The 16594-nt window shown below is 67.9% G+C and carries 10 protein-coding genes and 6 pseudogenes; 12 read left to right on the top strand and 4 right to left on the bottom strand.

The window, feature by feature from the left end; all coding sequences use genetic code 11:
• Positions 1-27 precede the first annotated feature (27 nt).
• The 5 genes from OG332_RS36935 to OG332_RS36955 all read left to right on the top strand — a co-directional run bounded on the left by OG332_RS36935 (position 28) and on the right by OG332_RS36955 (position 3709).
• The gene (locus OG332_RS36935) at positions 28-1374 is read left to right on the top strand and encodes a transposase (protein ID WP_327417509.1); all 1347 of its coding nucleotides are present in this window, start codon (positions 28-30) and stop codon (positions 1372-1374) included.
• A gap of 10 nt (positions 1375-1384) precedes the next feature.
• Positions 1385-1531, top strand: a complete 147-nt coding sequence (locus OG332_RS36940; protein ID WP_327417510.1) for a hypothetical protein — start codon at positions 1385-1387, stop codon at positions 1529-1531.
• Positions 1532-1566: 35 nt separating this feature from the next.
• Positions 1567-1896, top strand: coding sequence for a transposase (locus tag OG332_RS36945; protein ID WP_062760722.1), 330 nt, complete (start codon positions 1567-1569; stop codon positions 1894-1896).
• The gene (locus OG332_RS36950; RefSeq protein WP_327417426.1) at positions 1893-2804 is read left to right on the top strand and encodes an IS3 family transposase; all 912 of its coding nucleotides are present in this window, start codon (positions 1893-1895) and stop codon (positions 2802-2804) included. The genes OG332_RS36945 and OG332_RS36950 overlap by 4 nt, the downstream gene beginning before the upstream one ends.
• Before the next feature lie 455 nt (positions 2805-3259).
• On the top strand, positions 3260-3709 hold the full coding sequence (locus OG332_RS36955) for a hypothetical protein (protein ID WP_327417511.1): 450 nt from the start codon (positions 3260-3262) through the stop codon (positions 3707-3709).
• A gap of 128 nt (positions 3710-3837) precedes the next feature.
• On the opposite strand, the pseudogene OG332_RS36960 reads toward OG332_RS36955, so the two are convergent.
• Together OG332_RS36960 and OG332_RS36965 are read right to left on the bottom strand one after the other, a co-directional pair.
• Positions 3838-4835: pseudogene (locus OG332_RS36960) on the bottom strand (IS5 family transposase).
• 256 nt (positions 4836-5091) lie between these two features.
• A complete protein-coding gene (locus OG332_RS36965) occupies positions 5092-6342 on the bottom strand; it encodes an IS701 family transposase (RefSeq protein WP_442816399.1) in 1251 nt (416 codons plus the stop codon).
• A 206-nt stretch (positions 6343-6548) separates the two neighbouring features.
• Here OG332_RS36965 and OG332_RS47970 point away from each other — a divergent pair.
• From OG332_RS47970 to OG332_RS36980, 3 genes and pseudogenes are all read left to right on the top strand, one after another.
• A pseudogene (locus OG332_RS47970) lies at positions 6549-6665 on the top strand (IS630 family transposase); the annotation flags it as partial.
• A gap of 103 nt (positions 6666-6768) precedes the next feature.
• Positions 6769-7227, top strand: a pseudogene (locus OG332_RS36975) (transposase domain-containing protein); the annotation flags it as partial.
• A 162-nt stretch (positions 7228-7389) separates the two neighbouring features.
• Positions 7390-9105, top strand: coding sequence for a transposase (locus OG332_RS36980; RefSeq protein WP_327417512.1), 1716 nt, complete (start codon positions 7390-7392; stop codon positions 9103-9105).
• 561 nt (positions 9106-9666) lie between these two features.
• On the opposite strand, the pseudogene OG332_RS36985 reads toward OG332_RS36980, so the two are convergent.
• Positions 9667-10955: pseudogene (locus OG332_RS36985) on the bottom strand (IS110 family transposase).
• 542 nt (positions 10956-11497) lie between these two features.
• Positions 11498-12340, bottom strand: coding sequence for an IS5 family transposase (locus OG332_RS36990; RefSeq protein WP_327414200.1), 843 nt, complete (start codon positions 12338-12340; stop codon positions 11498-11500).
• A gap of 197 nt (positions 12341-12537) precedes the next feature.
• Between OG332_RS36990 and OG332_RS47975 the strand changes: the two are divergent.
• The 4 genes and pseudogenes from OG332_RS47975 to OG332_RS37005 form a co-directional block, all read left to right on the top strand.
• Positions 12538-12657: pseudogene (locus OG332_RS47975) on the top strand (IS701 family transposase); the annotation flags it as partial.
• A 128-nt stretch (positions 12658-12785) separates the two neighbouring features.
• On the top strand, positions 12786-14405 hold the full coding sequence (locus tag OG332_RS36995) for an IS1634 family transposase (RefSeq protein ID WP_327417513.1): 1620 nt from the start codon (positions 12786-12788) through the stop codon (positions 14403-14405).
• A gap of 24 nt (positions 14406-14429) precedes the next feature.
• A pseudogene (locus OG332_RS37000) lies at positions 14430-15479 on the top strand (IS701 family transposase); the annotation flags it as partial.
• 166 nt (positions 15480-15645) lie between these two features.
• On the top strand, positions 15646-16272 hold the full coding sequence (locus OG332_RS37005; RefSeq protein WP_327417514.1) for a YigZ family protein: 627 nt from the start codon (positions 15646-15648) through the stop codon (positions 16270-16272).
• The last annotated feature ends 322 nt before the right edge of the window (positions 16273-16594 follow it).

A 16594-nucleotide genomic window follows, 5' to 3' on the forward strand; every position in this document is an offset into this window, starting at 1 on the left:
CTCGCTGATCATGGCATGGAGCGGGTGGTGTTCGACCGGCTCCTTGAACACTGCAAGGACGCCGGCCTGGTGGCGGCCGGGGGCAGACAGCGGACCGACTCCACGCATGTGATCAGTGCGGTGCGGGATTTGAACCGCCTGGAGCTGGCCGGGGAGAGTGTGCGGGCCGCCCTGGAGGCACTCGCGACCGCGGCCCCGTCCTGGCTGGCCGGACAGATCGATGTCCTGGAGTTCGCCGAGCGGTACGGGCCCAGGATTGACGGCTGGCGCATGCCGTCCTCGGAGACGAAGCGCGACCGTCTCGCCCAAATCTTCGGCCAGGACGCCCTGGCCTTGTGCCGGGCCGCCTGGGCTGGTGATACCCCGGTATGGATCCGTGAGATCGAGGCCGTGGGCCTGCTGCGGCAGGTCCTCGTGCAGACCTACATCATCCGCACCGATGCCCGGGGACGGCAGGTGATCAGGAAGCGGGACGCCGACGACGGCGTCCCGCCCGGCCAACTCCGCCTGGCCTCCCCCTACGACGCGGACGCACGCTGGGCGGCCAAGGACGACGACCTGTTCTGGATGGGCTACAAGATCCACCTCACCGAAACGTGCGACACACTCCCCGAAACCGAAACCGAAACCGAAGCAGGGGCAGGGGTGAAGCCGAATCTGATCACCGATGTACATACCACCGATGCGACCGTGCCGGATGTGAAAGCTACCGCCCCCATCCAGGACAAGCTCGCTGAGCACGGCGTGAAGCCGGCTGAGCACTACCTCGACTCCGGCTACCCGTCGGCCGACCTGATCACCAAGGCCATGCAAGACGGTATCCGTATGGTCACTCCGGTCCTCCTGGACCACTCCGCGCAGGCCAAGGCGGCCGAAGGCTTCGAGAAGAACGCCTTCACCATCAACTGGAAGACCCGCCAGGTATGCTGCCCAGCCGGCCGCACCAGCTCCCACTGGAACCCGGTCAAACAGCACGGCAAGGACGCCATCGTGATCACCTTCAGCGTCCTGACTTGCCGCGACTGCCCCTTCCAACAGCAGTGCACCACCTCGAAACCCGGACGCCGCATGCTCACCCTGAGGCCCCAGGAACTCCACGAGAACCTCGCCCGGGCCCGCGCCGAACAGAAGACCGACACCTGGAAGAACAAGTACGCCCTCCGCGCCGGCGTCGAGGGAACCATCAACCAGGCCCTCGGCATCACCGGAATCCGCCAGGCCCGCTACCGCGGCCTACCGAAAGTCCGCCTCCAGCACGCCTTCTCCGCCACCGCACTCAACGTCATCCGGCTCGACGCGTACTGGACCGACAACCCCCTCCGACGCACCCGCACCAGCCGTCTCGAACGCCTCGCCTACCAACTCACGGCGTGACCCTCACCAATTGCGCAGCAGAGTCCGCAAGCAGCTCAAAGCCCTTCCCTGGCAGCGGATTCCGCTCCAGAGCCGCATCCGCGAGAGCGGTCACGGCCGTGGCGAGATCCGCCGCATCAAGGTTTGCACCGTGAACAACCTGTCCCTCCCCTCGTAGCGTGGAGTCCGTGATGGCAGGGGAAGTTGGGGTTCATGGGTTCCAAGCAACGGACGTACACGCCTGAGTTTCGTGAGGGTGCTGTACGCATCGTGATCGAGACGGGCAGGCCGATCCCGGAGGTCGCCGAGGAGCTCGGCGTCCACTCCGGCACGCTGCACAGCTGGGTGTCGCGATGGCGGCGCAACGGGTCGGCGTCGTCCGACCGGCCGGCCGAGCCCGCGCCGGGCGGCCGGATGCGCGAAGCCGAGCGCGCCGAGCTGGAGCGGCTACGGCGGGAGATGTCGGAGAAGAACAAGCGGATACGCGAGCTGGAGATGGAGCGTGATGTCCTCAAGCGATGCATGGTCCTCTGGGTGAAGTGACCGGGACGGACCCGGCCGCCCTGGCCGCGTTCATCGGTAACCAGAGGACTGAGCATCGCGTCCCGCACCGTCTGGCCTGCCAGATCCTGGAAGTCTCGGAGTCCTGGTTCTACAAGTGGCGCGACAAGCCCACCACTGCGCGTGAGGTCCGGCGGGGACAGCTGGCCGACGCGATCACGGGGATCTTCGAGGGCTCCGGCGGCACCTATGGTTCCCCGAAGGTCTGGGTCCTTCTGGTCCGCGCGGGCTGGCGGGTCTCGGTGAACACCGTGGCCCGCCTCATGGCCGAACTCGGCCTGGCCGGACGGAAGGTCCGCCACCGGCGGGGGCTGACCCGGCCCGGCAAACGGCCGGCGGCCCCGGACTTCGTGCGCCGTGACTTCACCGCGGACGCTCCGGACCAGGTGTGGTGCGGCGACATGACCGAGATCACCACCGGTGAGGGCAAGCTCTACCTGGCCACCGTCATCGACCTGTTCTCGCGTCGATTGCTCGGCTATGCGATGGGCGCCCGTCACGACGCCGATCTCGTCGTCGCCTCCCTGAACATGGCCACGGCCACCCGCGGCGGTGACGTCAGGGGCGTGATCTTTCACAGCGACCGCGGCAGCGAATACGTCTCCCGGCGCTTTCGCAGGGCCTGTCGCCGCCTGGGCGTGACCCAGTCCATGGGCCGCGTCGGGTCGTGTTTCGACAACGCCGTCAGCGAGGCGTTCAACAGCGTGCTCAAGGTCGAGTACGTCCACCGGCACACCTTCACCACCCGCACCGAGGCCCGGCTGAGGATCGCGACCTGGATCACCGGCTTCTACAACACCCGACGGCTACACAGCGTATGCGAGTACCACAGCCCGATCGACTACGAACGAGACCACCAGGCCGACCCCACCGTGGAGCTGGCCGCTTGAAAGATCTCCACAGCCCGAGGGGATTGACAACCTGCAGTTCCCCCGTGATGCGCTGGCGCCATCGCAGCGGTGTTCCCTGGTCCTGTTCCTGGCGCGGCACGTGGCGGAACGGGCCGATGCGGACCAGGTCCTGGCGGTCCATCTCCACCGCGATCAGGTCTGCCGCCGCCCGACGCACCTCGATCTCCGGAACACTCCACCGGCCGCCGGTCTCCACCGTCGCCACCACACGGCCGCCGAGCAGGACGTACCCCACCCGAGCATCGGCAGGAAACCCGGTGAACGCCCCAGAGGCCGTCGGCACAGCGCTACCGGTCGTCAAGCCGGTCCACAGAGCGTCCGCTGCGCCCAGAAGGATCAGGCCGCCCGTGCGACCCTCAGTGACAAGCTCCGGCATACCGACAGGCTAACGGCTAACCCCGAATAGAATGCCGGCCAGGGGTGAGGAGGAGCCGATGCCCGCAGGCAACGCCCGGGTTGTCGTGGTCCTGCCCGACGGCCAGGAACTTCGGGCCTCGCTGTATGAACGGCGGCGCGTACCCGACGGCTGGCAGTACCGCGTCGCCATCACCATCTGGACAGCCGCAAGCAGCGGCCACCAAGAACCCGTAGAACACACCGTATGGCTGGACGCCGTCCACGTCCGCCCCATCGAAGGCGGCGACTACAGCAGCGTACCGACCCGAGCCGCAACTCCAGTCGGCCGCGGAGCGGCCCGTCAGGCGTGGACGATACAGAACCTGCCCCACCGCCCCGGTCACCCCGGCGCCCGGCTCATCCACATCATCGGCTGCCAGCCCGGCGTTCCCATCGATCTCGACCAGGCCCTCGAGGCACTCCTGCAACCCCGCACCGTCCCCTGCCTCCAGTGCAAGGCCGCCACCTCGCTGACATCGGCCGACTGAACCGCACTCGGTAGACAGCATCCCGGGCAAGCCACCGTCCGATGCCCCGACGGCAGCACCGTGACCGGCTCGGCCAGCGCGACGGACACGGGGAACTCCACCCGGCTAGGGCCTGTTCTGAGTTGAGATCACGGGAGGGCTGGCAGGCTGCGTAACCAGAGGATGGATCCGCGCAGGTGGAGCCCGGCGGCATAGCTCTCAGGTGTCTTGTCGTAGCGGGTGGCCAGCCCCCGCCATTCCTTGAACTTGTTGATGGCGCGCTCGACGGTGTTGCGATCTTTGTAGAGCGTGCCGTCGTGGCTGACCGGGCGGCCGCCGGAGCGTCCCTTCTTCTTGCGATTGGCAGCCTGGTCGGCCTTTTCCGGGATCACCGCCTTGATGTTGCGTCTGCGCAGGTGGGCGCGGTTGGCTCGGGAGGAGTACGCCTTGTCGCCGGCCACTGCGTCCGGCCGGGTCCTGGGGCGGCCGATCCGGCCGCGCACCTTGATCTTCTTGAGGACAGGGATGAAGTGCGGGCTGTCCGCGGCCTGCCCGGGGGTAAGGATGATGGACAGCGGGCGGCAGCGCCGCTCGACGGCAAGGTGGATCTTGCTGGTGAGCCCGCCCCGGGAGCGGCCCAGTTCGGCGGCCCGCAGTCGGGCCCTGCGGCGCCGGCGCACGGCTCGGCGCTGTTCCCGCTCGGGGTCCTCCCTGTCCGCGGATCCCTCGCCTACGGGGTCGTTTTGTCCCTTTGTTGCAGCCCCTTTTCCTCCGCCACGGCCTTCTCCAGATCCTCAAGGAGCTCCGGGGCGACCGCCATGCCCGCCGCGTGGTGATGCGCCCGAGCAACGGTCGAGTCCACGCTCACCAGGCTGAGATCGACATCGTCGCGAGCCTCCGCCTCGGCGATCATCGCGTCCATGAGGGTCTGGAAGACCTCGTCACGCGCCCACATCCGGAACCGGTCGTAGATCGTCGACCAGGAGCCGTAGCTCTCCGGCACATCCCGCCAGGGACTGCCGGTCCGGAACCTCCACATCACCGCGCTGAAGTAGCGGCGCAGGTCAGGGATCGGTCCGAACGCCCCCAGCGGCAGGTGCGGCTCGATCAACTCCCACTCGGCATCGGTCAGATCATCACGAGTCATGCGACCGGTCTACCCCGGCCAGCACCCTCCTGAAGCGAGAATGACCGATCCCGTGATCTCAACTCAGAACAGGCCCTAGTACTCCAGCAGGATTTTGATGTCTGACCTGCGGGTTTCGTTGGGCGGCTGGAGTATAGCGGGCTGCGGTGTGGTCAGGGGCGGTCTTCGTCGGGCCGTCCATCGATCGTGCGACAGCGCCGCAAGTAGTGGCAGCGGCGGGCGACTGCTTGGCGCTGGCGGCGCCATTTCGACCAGCTCAGCGCGTGGTGTCGTCCTCGGTGGCCACGGAGGTGTGGGGGCCGGGGACGACAAGCTGCCAGGAGTCGCCGAACCTCCGCCACTGTGAACTCGATTGCCCCTGCTGCCTCATCGGTGCCACCCCCTTTTCCCGGAGCTCGCGCGCCGTGGAGGCCAGGAAGGCGTGGGCGAGCATGGCGAGGGTGATGTGCCGGTACCAGCCGACGTAGCGACGGACTTCGTACTGGTCCAGGCCGCACTCGTTCTTCGCGGCCTGGAAGCACTCCTCGATCGCCCAGCGTGTCCCGGCGATCCGCACCAGCTCCTGAACGGTGGTCTCCAAGGGCGCGTAGGCGAGATAGTAGGCGATCTCGTCGGGCTTGCGGATGCTGCGGCGGGCCAGTGCCCACCGCATCCGGTGGGGGGCCTCGCCCTGGTAGTCGAATTCCTCGACGGCTGGCAGCCGCACCGCCGCCCAGTGGTAGACGCGAGGACCTTTCGCGCCGTCACCGCACGAGATCTTCTCCCATGCCTCGGCCGGGGCCTGCGCGAACAGGCCGTCGATGCGGGGGCAGCCCACGGTGAACTGGGACTTGGGCACGGCCAGCACGTAGCCGACGCCGGACTGTTCCAGCAGCCGGCGAAAGCGGCTCTCCTGTCCATAGGCGGAGTCCGCGGTGACCCAGGAGATGGGCAGCGGTGAGGCGAGGGACCTCAGCACGATGCGGCGGGCCAGTTCACCCTTGGTGGCGAACTCCCGCTCGTCGGGAACGCGGGCTGCCCGGCAGCGTTCGCGGTCCTCGGTCCAGCTCTTGGGCAGGTAGAGCTCACGGTCGACCAGGGCCCGGCCCAGGGTGGTGGCGTAGGCGGCAAAGACGCCGATCTGGCAGTTCTCGGTGCGGCCGGCGGTTCCCGAGTATTGGCGCTGGACCCCGGCGGATGTGGCGCCCTTCTTGATGAACCCGGTGTCGTCGATGATGAGGACGCCATCGCTCTCGCCGAGCTTGTCAGCGACGTATTTCTGCAGGTCATCGCGGATGTCGTCGGAGTTCCACTTCGCTCCGGCGAGTAGGTGCTGCAGACCATCGGGGGTTGGGTGGCCTGCCTGCTCGGCCAGTTGCCAGCTGTTCTTCCGGGGCACCGGGGCGAGGAGGCCGCGTACGTAGTCGCGCATGCGACGGCGTAGCTCCACCCGGCCGAACCGATGGCCAATGGTCACGAAGAGGTCGTCCAGGTCCAGGTTCCACTGCTCGCCAGCACGCGCGCTGATCACCTGAGGAAACTGCCCCGCCGCTGCCACTACTTGCGGCGCTGTCGCACGATCGATGGACGGCCCGACGAAGACCGCCCCTGACCACACCGCAACCCGCTACACTCCAGCCGCCCAACGAAACCCGCAGGTCAGACATCAAAATCCTGCTGGAGTACTAGAACCCAAGCGGCCAGGGCGGGTCACGATTCAAGCGCCGCCGACACACCTGGAGCCGTCGCGGAACCACCCCGGTCATCCGGGTCCGCGGACGCTCCCAGCGCCGCTTCTCCATAGCCGCCCTGTGCTGCTACAAACCCGGCGACCGCGCCCCAAGGCCGCGAAGTTAAGGGGTGGCAGGCGCCGTCAAGGGTGAATGCGGGCGGATTGTGCTGCCGAAAGAACGGGACCTCGGATAGAGCTGGGGGATCTGCCAAGATCTTCCCGCTGTGCGACCAGTGTGCCATCCCACCGCCCGAGGCTGTCAGCGACGACGCCAAGTGTCGCTACTTGCCAGGCCACTTGGGTGAATTGACCACCTACCTTCCCGTGGAGCTTGTCGATGCCGTGCTGGCTGAGACCCGGACCGTTCAGCAGCGGCTGCGGTGTCTGCCATCACGAGTCAGGGTGTATTTCGTCCTGGCTCTGGGCCTGTTCCCGTCGCTCGGGTACTTGCGTGTCTGGGACAAGCTGACTGCTGGGCTGCCCGGCCGGGAGGTACACCGACCGAGTGAGAAGGCTCTTCGTGATCTGCGCCGGCGGCTCGGGCCGGCTCCGATGAAAGCCCTGTTCGAAGTCCTGGCAGGTCCGCTGGCACAGCCCCAGACCCCTGGTGTCTGCTACCGCCGCTGGCGCACAGTCGCCTTTGACGGGTGCAGCGACTCTGTTGCTCAATTCCGGCTGCGTGGTTCGGTTGGTGCGTGATGATCTATCGTGCGGTCGCTTCCCTGTCGTGCGGCCGTGGGGGTGATGTGGATGTCGCTGCGGTCGAGCGGGTTGCCGCCAGTGCCGGAACGGACGGCGCGGGTGGCCCGGGCCGCTTTCCCGAAGGGGAGTCTGCCGATACGGGTGCGGGATCGGCTCGGTGAGGTGTTCGCGGACGAGCCGTTCGTCGAGGCGTTCGGGGTTCGTGGGGCCCCGGGATTGTCGCCGGGGGTGTTGTCGCTGGTCACGGTCTTGCAGTTCGCGGAGAACCTGACCGACCGGCAGGCCGCGGTGATGGCGGTGCGGGCGATCGACTGGAAGTACGCGCTCGGGGTGGAGCTGGAGGATCCGGGGTTCGACTTCAGCGTGCTGTCGAAGTTCCGGGCCCGGCTGGTCGAGCATGACATGGAGCGGGTGGTCTTCGAGAAGTTGCTGGAGCACTGCCGGGAGGCGGGGCTGGTGGCGGCGGGCGGGAAGCAGCGCACGGACGCGACCCATGTGATCAGCGCGGTGCGGGACCTGAACCGGCTGGAGCTGGCCGGGGAGAGCGTGCGGGCCGCGCTGGAAGCCCTCGCGGCGGCCGCGCCGTCCTGGCTGGCCAGCGTGGTAGACGTGCCCGAACTCGCCCACCGCTACGGGCAGCGGATTGAGGGCTGGACGCTTCCGGCCTCGAAGACGAAGCGGGAGCGGCTCGCGCTGGTCTTCGGGCAGGATGCGCTGGCCCTGTGCCGGGCGGTCTGGGCACCGGGGGCGCCCGGGTGGCTGCGGGAGATCGAGCCGGTCGCCCTGCTGCGGCAGGTCCTGGTCCAGACGTACGTGATCAGCACCGATACGCGCGGGCGGGAGGTGGTCAGGAAGCGGGAGGCCGACACGGACGGCGTTCCGCCCGGTCATCTCCGCCTCGCCTCGCCCTATGACGCCGACGCGCGCTGGGCGGCCAAGGGCGAGGATCTGTTCTGGCTGGGCTACAAGGTCCACCTCACCGAGACCTGCGACACTCCCGCCGAAGCCGAAGCCGAAGCCGAAGCCGAAGCCGAAGCCGAAGCCGAAGCCGAAGCCGAAGCCGAAGCCGAAGCCGAAGCCGAAGCCGAAGCCGAAGCCGAAGCCGGGGCGGTGGGGAGGCAGGAGCCGGTCCGGGCGGTGAACCTGATCACGGATGTGCTGACCACGGTGGCCACCGTCCCGGACGTGAAGGCGACCGCCACCGTCCAGGCCGCGCTCACCGCCCGCGGCCTGAAGCCGGCCGAGCACTACCTCGACTCCGGTTACCCCTCGGCCGACCTGATCACCCAGGCCGCAGGGCAGGGCATCATCATGGTCACCCCCGTGCTCCTGGACCACTCGCCCCAGGCCAAGGCGGCCGCCGGCTATGACAAGAACGCCTTCGGCATCGACTGGAAGACACGCCAGGCCACCTGCCCCGAAGGCCGCACCAGCACCGGGTGGCACCCGGTGAAACAGCACGGACGCGACGCCATCGTCGTCGAGTTCGCCCGCTCCGACTGCCGCGAGTGCCCCGTCTTGAAGCTGTGCACCCGGTCCCGGCGCGGCAACCGGATGCTCACCCTCTACCCCGAACACCTCCACGCTGCCCTGACCACGGCCCGCGCCGAGCAGAAGTCCCGGACCTGGAAGGACAAGTACGCCCTGCGCTCGGGCATCGAGGGAACCATCAACCAGGCCCTCGACCTCACTGGCCTGCGCAGGGCCCGCTACCGCGGCCTCCCGAAGGTCCGCCTCCAACACACGTTCTCCGCCACCGCGATCAACATCGTCCGCCTCGACGCCCACTGGACCACCACGGACACCCCACCCCGAACCGGCCGCCTCGCTCGCCTCGGCTACCAGCTCACAGCCTGACCCCGGAATTGAGCAACAGAGTCGATGCAGGCGGGCAAAAGCCGGTCTCGTGCCTCATCGCCGCGGAGCGGCTCGACATCGTCCAGGGAACCGTCTTGCGGTACTGGCGCGAGGATGCAGGCCCCGATCAGCGCTTCGCTCCCTGGGTGCGGCCCCCCGGCCAGTAGACGGTCTCGGGCCACGCCCTCGAACAATGGTGAGCTCGTGGATAGCCTTGCCGGATGACTGACTCGGCCCCCGCCCAGCGCCCTTTGCCAACGCGGGACGAAGTGATCGCGTTGCGGGATTTCATCCACGGACGGACATACGCGGCCGCGGTCCCCACCATCCGACTCAATGGAGAACCGCCTCACGCCCCCGGATCCGCTCTGGCGCGAGTGGCGGAGGTCAACGGGGCACTCTACGAAGTCACCTCTCACCTATGCGGTCGACTGTATGCCGAGCTTGCGACAGGTCGTCCTGGATCCGGGGCCGAAGCCTCGTGGGAGGCCCTCATCACGATCACTGCGTCCTGGTGCGATGACCCTGAGCTGCCTGCCTGGGTGCACGAGGTGCTGCCAGTCAAGCCGCGCTGACCGCGACGTCAGGCGGTGCGGGGAACGCGGACTCCTCATCGAAGACTTTTCGATTCTGGAGGCAGTGGTAGAGCTGGCCGATCATGCGGTTGAAAAGGTTGCGCTGGGCGGCGGCGTGCCAGTCTGCGTGATTGTCGCGGCGTCGCCGGTAGTGGGCTTTGGCGCCGGGCGAGGCGGTGATTGCGGAGAACGCCCATAGGTAGCCCGCGGCATTCAGACGGTCGTTCTTCACCCAACGGCGGGTGACGCTCGACTTCTTGCCGGAGGCCCGTGTGATCGGCGAGGCGCCAGCGTATGCCTTCAGGCCCCGGGCGTCGGCGAACCGTCGCCGGTCGTCCCCGATCTCGGCAAGCACCCGGGCCCCGAGCTGGATGCCGAGGCCGGGGAAGCTGAGGATGATCTCAGCGTCCGGGTGCTGAGGGAACGCCTCTTCGACCGCCTCAGCAAGGCTGTCGGCGGCGGGGTGCAGGCGGCCTCCAGCTGGACCAGGAGGGCAAGCATCTGCTTGCCGAGCGCGTCCTCGACCAGCTGCGGCTGGTGGGCCCACTCGGCCCGGAGGACCTCACGCAGCCGCTCGGCGTCGGCTGCGATGCCCCGCTGACGACCGGCCCGCTTGAGCGCGGCCTGCAACTGCGTACGGGTCAGCCGAGCGGCCTTGGCCGGCGTCGGGGCCAGCTTGAGCAGCTCGTGGGCCTCGGGCCGGCAGAGTCCGTTCTTCCAGGATTCGACGGCCGCGAGAGCGGCCGGGTAGTACTCGCGCAACAGGGAGCGGAGCTGGTTGGCGATCTGCTGACGGTTCCAGGTGGCGTCCTGCTGAGCGCGGGCGAGGACGGCGACGGCGCGGGCAAGGTCGCTGTCCTGGGGAAGCGGCCGATGGGCATGCATGTCAGTCCGGAGCATGTTGGCGAGGACCAGGGCGTCGCCGGGGTCGGACTTCTTCCGGGAGACGGAGTGACGGTCCCGGTAGCGAGCAGCGGCCATCGGATTGATTGCGAACACCTGCCGCTTGCCGGTCCTCAGTACGGTGACGAGCAGGCCACGGGAGGTTTCGATGGCGACCAGGATCGGGTCATCCTCGGTATCGCCGTACTCGGCGAGCAGATCCAGCAGGATCTTGTAGCCGGCTGCGTCGTCGGTGATGTGCCGCTTGGCCAGTAACTGGCCGCTGTTGTCGACCAGGGCGACGTCGTGCGTCTTCTCCGCCCAGTCGATACCGCAGTAGATCAAGATTCTTCCCCTCCCAGTATCTGATGTTCGCGCTGGTTGCGAGCGCATGAGGGCCACGCAGCGACCTAATCCCAGGACTCGGCGCGAGGGCCGGTCCGCCACCTCAGTAGCCGTTCGTGGCACCAACTCGTCCCACGGGCCTCAGTCTCCGCGGGAGCTCAACGGCTCGGGCGTATCAAGAGGTCACCGCAGGGCGGGCTCGCATCACCAACACCAACGAGTGATCAAGCGATGGATGTTGACGTCCGATGGTGCCGGGCGTCTCCGCTCTTGGCAGGAGGCCCTGCAGGCCTGGGATGGAAACGGCATCCGCCCAGCGACGGGCGCCAGCACACTGCACTCCACGGTGGTGGCGGCCGCGAAGACGCCGAGCGCCGCCCGTCTCGTACGAGGGCTCAAGCCCGGATGTACCGAAGGCGTCCGCCCGGCGCCCACGCAACTGCCACCACCACGAGCACCAGGCCTGCCCACCGATCTACGGGAAGGCGTCGCAGCCCGGGTGGAGCCAGATGTGACAGCCCTGGCGCTCTCGAACAGCCCGCCCAGGTCTGATACGGCCGGACGGCTCTTAGACCGACCGGCAGTAGGCGTCACTTGAGTCGTCGGGTGGTGGGGCGGGTGTCCCAGCGGTATTGGAGCGTCGCGCGGCGGATGAGCATGCGGAGCGTGACGATCGTGGCGGTGAGGTGCAGGTAGAAGTCCACGACGTTGCCGTTCTTCTCGGTGCAGCGCCGCAGTTTGCCGAAGCCGTTCATCCACGAGTGTGCGCGCTCCACCACCCAGCGTTTCCCGGCTTGGATTGGGGCGGGCACACCCTTGCGGGCGATCTCGACGGTGAAGCCGAACTCCTCCAGCGCGGTCCGGGTCTTCGCGCTGTCGTAGCCGCGGTCCAGGTTGACGTTGACCTGCTCGGGGAGTGGTCCGACCTGGGTTTTCACGGCGTCGAGGGTGGGGATGAGCAGGGGCGAGTCGTGCCGGTTGGCTCCGGCGGAGACCAGGCCGAGCGGAACACCGCGGGCCTCGGCTGCTACCGAGCGTTTCAGGCCCTGCTTGCCGCGGTCGACCGGGGAGCGGCCGGCCTTCTCGCCGCCGCAGGGCGCCTTGGTGATGCAGCCGTCGACCGACAGTTCGTCGAGTTCCAGGCCGATCATGCGGTCGTACGCCTCCAGGGCCAAGGCGTGCAGTTGCTGACATATCCCCAGGTCGGCCCAGTGTCTGACGCGGCGTCGGATAGTGCGGTCGGAGCAGCCGGGACTGGCGATGCGTTCGTAGCCGGAGCCGTGCACGAGGGCAGCGATCACGTGCTCGAAGACGATCCGGTCGGGGAGGCGCGGATTGTGGCAGCCAAGCGGATGGCCGTCCACGTGCGCGGGCAGCAGCGCCGCGAACTGGTCCCACAGGGGTTCGAGCAGGCATGATGGCAGGACAGGCACGAGCCCTCCGGTGATCACTGAGCGTAGAGAACTCCATGATCACTCAGGCTCGTGCCTGCCTTGCGCTCGGGCCGCCGATCACCGACACCCACGGCCCTACTGCCGGTCGGTCTTAATACTGCAACCGCATGTGGCGTGACGGTTGGCGTCGATGCTCGTTGTTGTGACTGTGTGATCAAACGCTGACGGTCGAGCAGATCGAGTCGTGGTCCGAGGGTGTAGCGGGGTTGCATGCCCGGTTCGGGCATCGTTTTGGCAGGTCGGAGCCACGTGATCGGGCTCTGGACTACATGACGGGCCTGCTTGCGCCGCTAGATCCGTACTTCGCGGGTGGCTGAGTCAGGTGGAGTTGGTGTCTGGCCGTGTCCGGTCCGGGGGTGGCTGTGTTGATCCGGGTGTGACGAAGTCTTCCCGGTCCCCACGGCTGCGGACGGTGCGCCCGCGCATGGAATGTGTGGTCACCTCCGTGGTGGAGAAGCGTCTGGGCGCTCTGCCTGTCGCTGCCGAGTTTCTGCGCCGGCTTGATGTGGCCGGGACCGTCGACCGGCTGTGCCCGGGCCGCGACATCGCCCATGTGACGCACGGCCAGGTCATCGAGGTGCTGGTGGCCAACCGGCTGACCGCACCCGCACCCCTGTGGCGGGTGGACCGCTGGGCCCGGGAGTGGGCGGTGGAAGAAGTATTCGGAATTGAGGCGGAACTGCTCAACGACGACCGTCTGGGCCGGGCCCTGGACGCCATCGCCCCGCGGCTGAGAGAGCTCACCGACAGCATCGGGGCCCAGGCGATCGGCGAGTTCGGCATCGATGTGTCCACGTTCCACTGGGACATGACATCCATGTCGCTCTACGGCGCCTACCCGGCCGATGACCAGGACGAGGAGTATCCCCGCATCAGACACGGCCATCCCAAGGACCGCCGCTACGACCTCAAGCAGATCCAGACCGGCCTGGCGGTGACCGGCGACGGCGGTATCCCCCTGCTGTCCCGCGTCATCGACGGCGGAGCCGCGGAGATCTCCCAGATCACCGGCACCATGAACGCTCTGCGCGCGATGGCCGGACCGAAGAAGTTCCTGCTGATCGCCGACTCCAAGCTGATCTCATACGGCAACGTCACCGCCCTGATCGGGGCCGGGACCGATTTCATCGCCCCGGCCCCCGCTTCCAGGGTCGACGACGCCGTCTACGCCGCCCTCGACCTCGAGACGGCCACCGTCGTGGACTACACCCCCGCCCGCGACGAGAACACCCCCGCCGCAGCGCGTGAGACCTACCGGGTCCTGGAAGACATCCACCTTGTGACCGGGCCCCGCAAGAGCGATCCCCCGCTCCAGGTACGCCGGATCCTGGTGCACTCCACCGGCAACGCCAAAGGCCAGCAGCGGGCCCGCGAGAAACGCCTGGCCAAGGCCCGCGAAGACCTCGACAAGCTCCAGCACTCTGCCGGCGGCCGCTACTACAGGACCGCAGAGAAGATCGCCGCACGCCTCGGCGTGATCACCCGCACCCGCCGGGTCTCCGGCTGCCTGCACACCGAGATCACCACCGACGAAACCGGACGGCCCGCCCTGTCCTGGCACTTCGATCAGGACGTGCTCCAGGCCGAAGCCGCCGTCGACGGCTGGTACGCGCTGCTGACCACCCTCACCCCCGAACAGGCCGATCCCGGCGAAGTACTACGCCGCCACAAAGGCCAGGGCACCGTCGAGCGCCGATACAGCGACTTCAAGGGCCCCCTGGCCGTCACCCCTGTCTTCGTGCAGGACAACAAACGCGTCGCCGCACTGATCACAGTGATCTGCCTGGCCCTGCTGCTGTTCTGCCTGATCGAACGCCAGGTCCGCCGAGCCCTCGGCGGCGACCAGAAGATGCAGGGGCTCTACCCCGGCAACCAGAGGGTGCGGCCCACCGGCCGGATGATCCTCTACCACCTGTCCGACCTGCGGCTACGGGTCGGCAGCGCCACCGACCCACCCGTCATCGCCATCACCCGGGGCATCCAGCTCCACCTCCTCGACCTCCTCGGCCTGGAACCCACACATCCCCGCTGGCCAGAGACCTGAACGAACTACCCGCGAAGTACAGAGCTAGAGAAGAAGAACGGGTGGACGCTGGCCGAGCAGGTCGGCCAGCTCCGCCCGGACGGTGTGCAACGCCTGCTCAACCACTCCGAATGGGACGAGAACGCGGTCCGCGACGATGTCCGGGACTTCGTCGTGGAGACCATCGGCGCCAAGGATGGCGTGCTCATCGGGGACGACACCGGGTTCCTGAAGAAGGGCACCAGGTCAGCAGGGGTCCAGCGGCAGTATTCCGGCACCGCTGGCCGCACCGAGAACTGCCAGATCGGCACCTTCCTCGCCTACGCATCCGCCAAAGGGCGGGCGCTGATCGACCGGGAACTCTACGTCCCGAAGTCCTGGACGGACGACCGCGACCGCTGCCGGGCAGCCGGGATCGACGACACCGTGCCGTTCGCCACGAAGATCGAGCACCTCAAGTGGATGCTGCAACGCGCCATCGACGCGGCTGTTCCCTTCGCCTGGGTGACCGCGGACGAGGCATACGGGCAGGTCAAGCACTTCCGCGCCTGGCTGGAAGAACGCCAGGCCGCGTATGTGCTGGCCACCAAGGTCAACGACACCGTGATCACCGCCGACGGCCGGGACGCCCGCGTCGACGAGCTGATCGCGGCCCTGCCGAAGCAGGCATGGAAGCGGATCTCCGCCGGAGCAGGCGCCCACGGCCAGCGGATCTACCACTGGGCCCGCGTCGCGATCCGGCCCACCTGGGAGGGCGGATCCGGGCACTGGGTGCTCGCCCGCCGCAACCTGTCCGACCCCACCGACATCGCCTACTACGTCTGCTACGGCCCCGTCACTTCCCGGCTGAAAGACCTGGTCAGGACCGCCGGAGCCAGGTGGGCGGTGGAGGAATGCTTCCAGACCGCGAAGGGTGAATGCGGGCTCGACCACTACCAGGTGCGGCTCTACCGGGCCTGGTACCGGCACATCACCCTCGCCATGGCCGTCCTGGCCTACCTCACGGCCATCCGTGCCGCAGAAGCCGCAAAAGGGGCAGCGGAGATGACGAACAAGACCTCATACCCCTCAGCGTCCCGGAGATCCGCCGGATGATCGGGCACGTCGTCCTCACGCCCCGCTGCCACACCAACGAGCACCGTCTCCACTGGTCACACTTCCGACGCCGCAGCCAAGCCCGAGCCCGCCGCTGCCACTACCAACGACGGGGCCACGACCCCCACATGCGGTTGCAGTATTAACCACGGATTAGGGTGGAGCGGTGAAGGCAGACCAGTACGTGACGGTGGCCCGTGAGGGCGTGCACGAGTCCGAGATCAACCGCTCGCGCTTCCTGTGCTCGCTCGCGCCCGCCGCGACCGAGCAGGAGGCGCAGGAGTTCGTCGCGCGCATCCGCAGGGAGCACCCCACCGCCACGCACAACTGCTTCGCCTACGTGGTCGGCGCCGACGCCTCCGTCCAGAAGGCCAGTGACGACGGCGAGCCCGGCGGTACCGCCGGGGTTCCGATGCTGCAGATGCTCATGCGCCGCGACATCCGTTACGCCGTCGCCGTGGTCACCCGCTACTACGGCGGCGTCAAGCTCGGCGCCGGCGGCCTGATCAGGGCCTACGGAGGAGTCGTCGGCGAGGCGCTGGACGAGCTCGGCACCGTCACCCGGCGCCGCTACCGGCTGGCCACCGTCACCGTCGACCACCAGCGTGCCGGCAAGACCCAGAACGACCTGCGCGCCACCGGCCGGACCGTGGTCGACCTGCGCTACGGCTCCGCGGTGGAGATCGAGGTCGCCCTCCCGGAGGCGGATCTGCCCGCCTTCGAGGCCTGGCTCGCCGACAGCACCGCGGGCACCGCCGACCTCACCCTCGGCGGAGAGACGTACGCGCCCTGAGCGACCCCGGGGACGGGTTAGCGTAGAGGGGTTCGGCGAGCGGGAGACGACCAGGGGGAGACGGCATGTGCGGCGGGGCCGGCGAGTGAAGTTCCTGCACACCTTTTTGGCGCTTCCCTTATCATGAATACTCATTTGAGCGCAAACATGCAGGTCAAGCGCTTGGGCCTCGCCTCTCGGTGGGGCCCTTCTGCATCCCCGTGCTGACCTGGTGCTGACCTCTCATCACCCGTCATCACCCCTGCGAACCTCAACCGTGCTGGGTCGGTGCTGACTTAGACAAGCTCAGCCTCGATGCCTTCGGTGGTTATCGGCAAGCTGA

Source organism: Streptomyces sp. NBC_01233 (assembly GCF_035989305.1).
GTDB lineage: Bacteria > Actinomycetota > Actinomycetes > Streptomycetales > Streptomycetaceae > Streptomyces.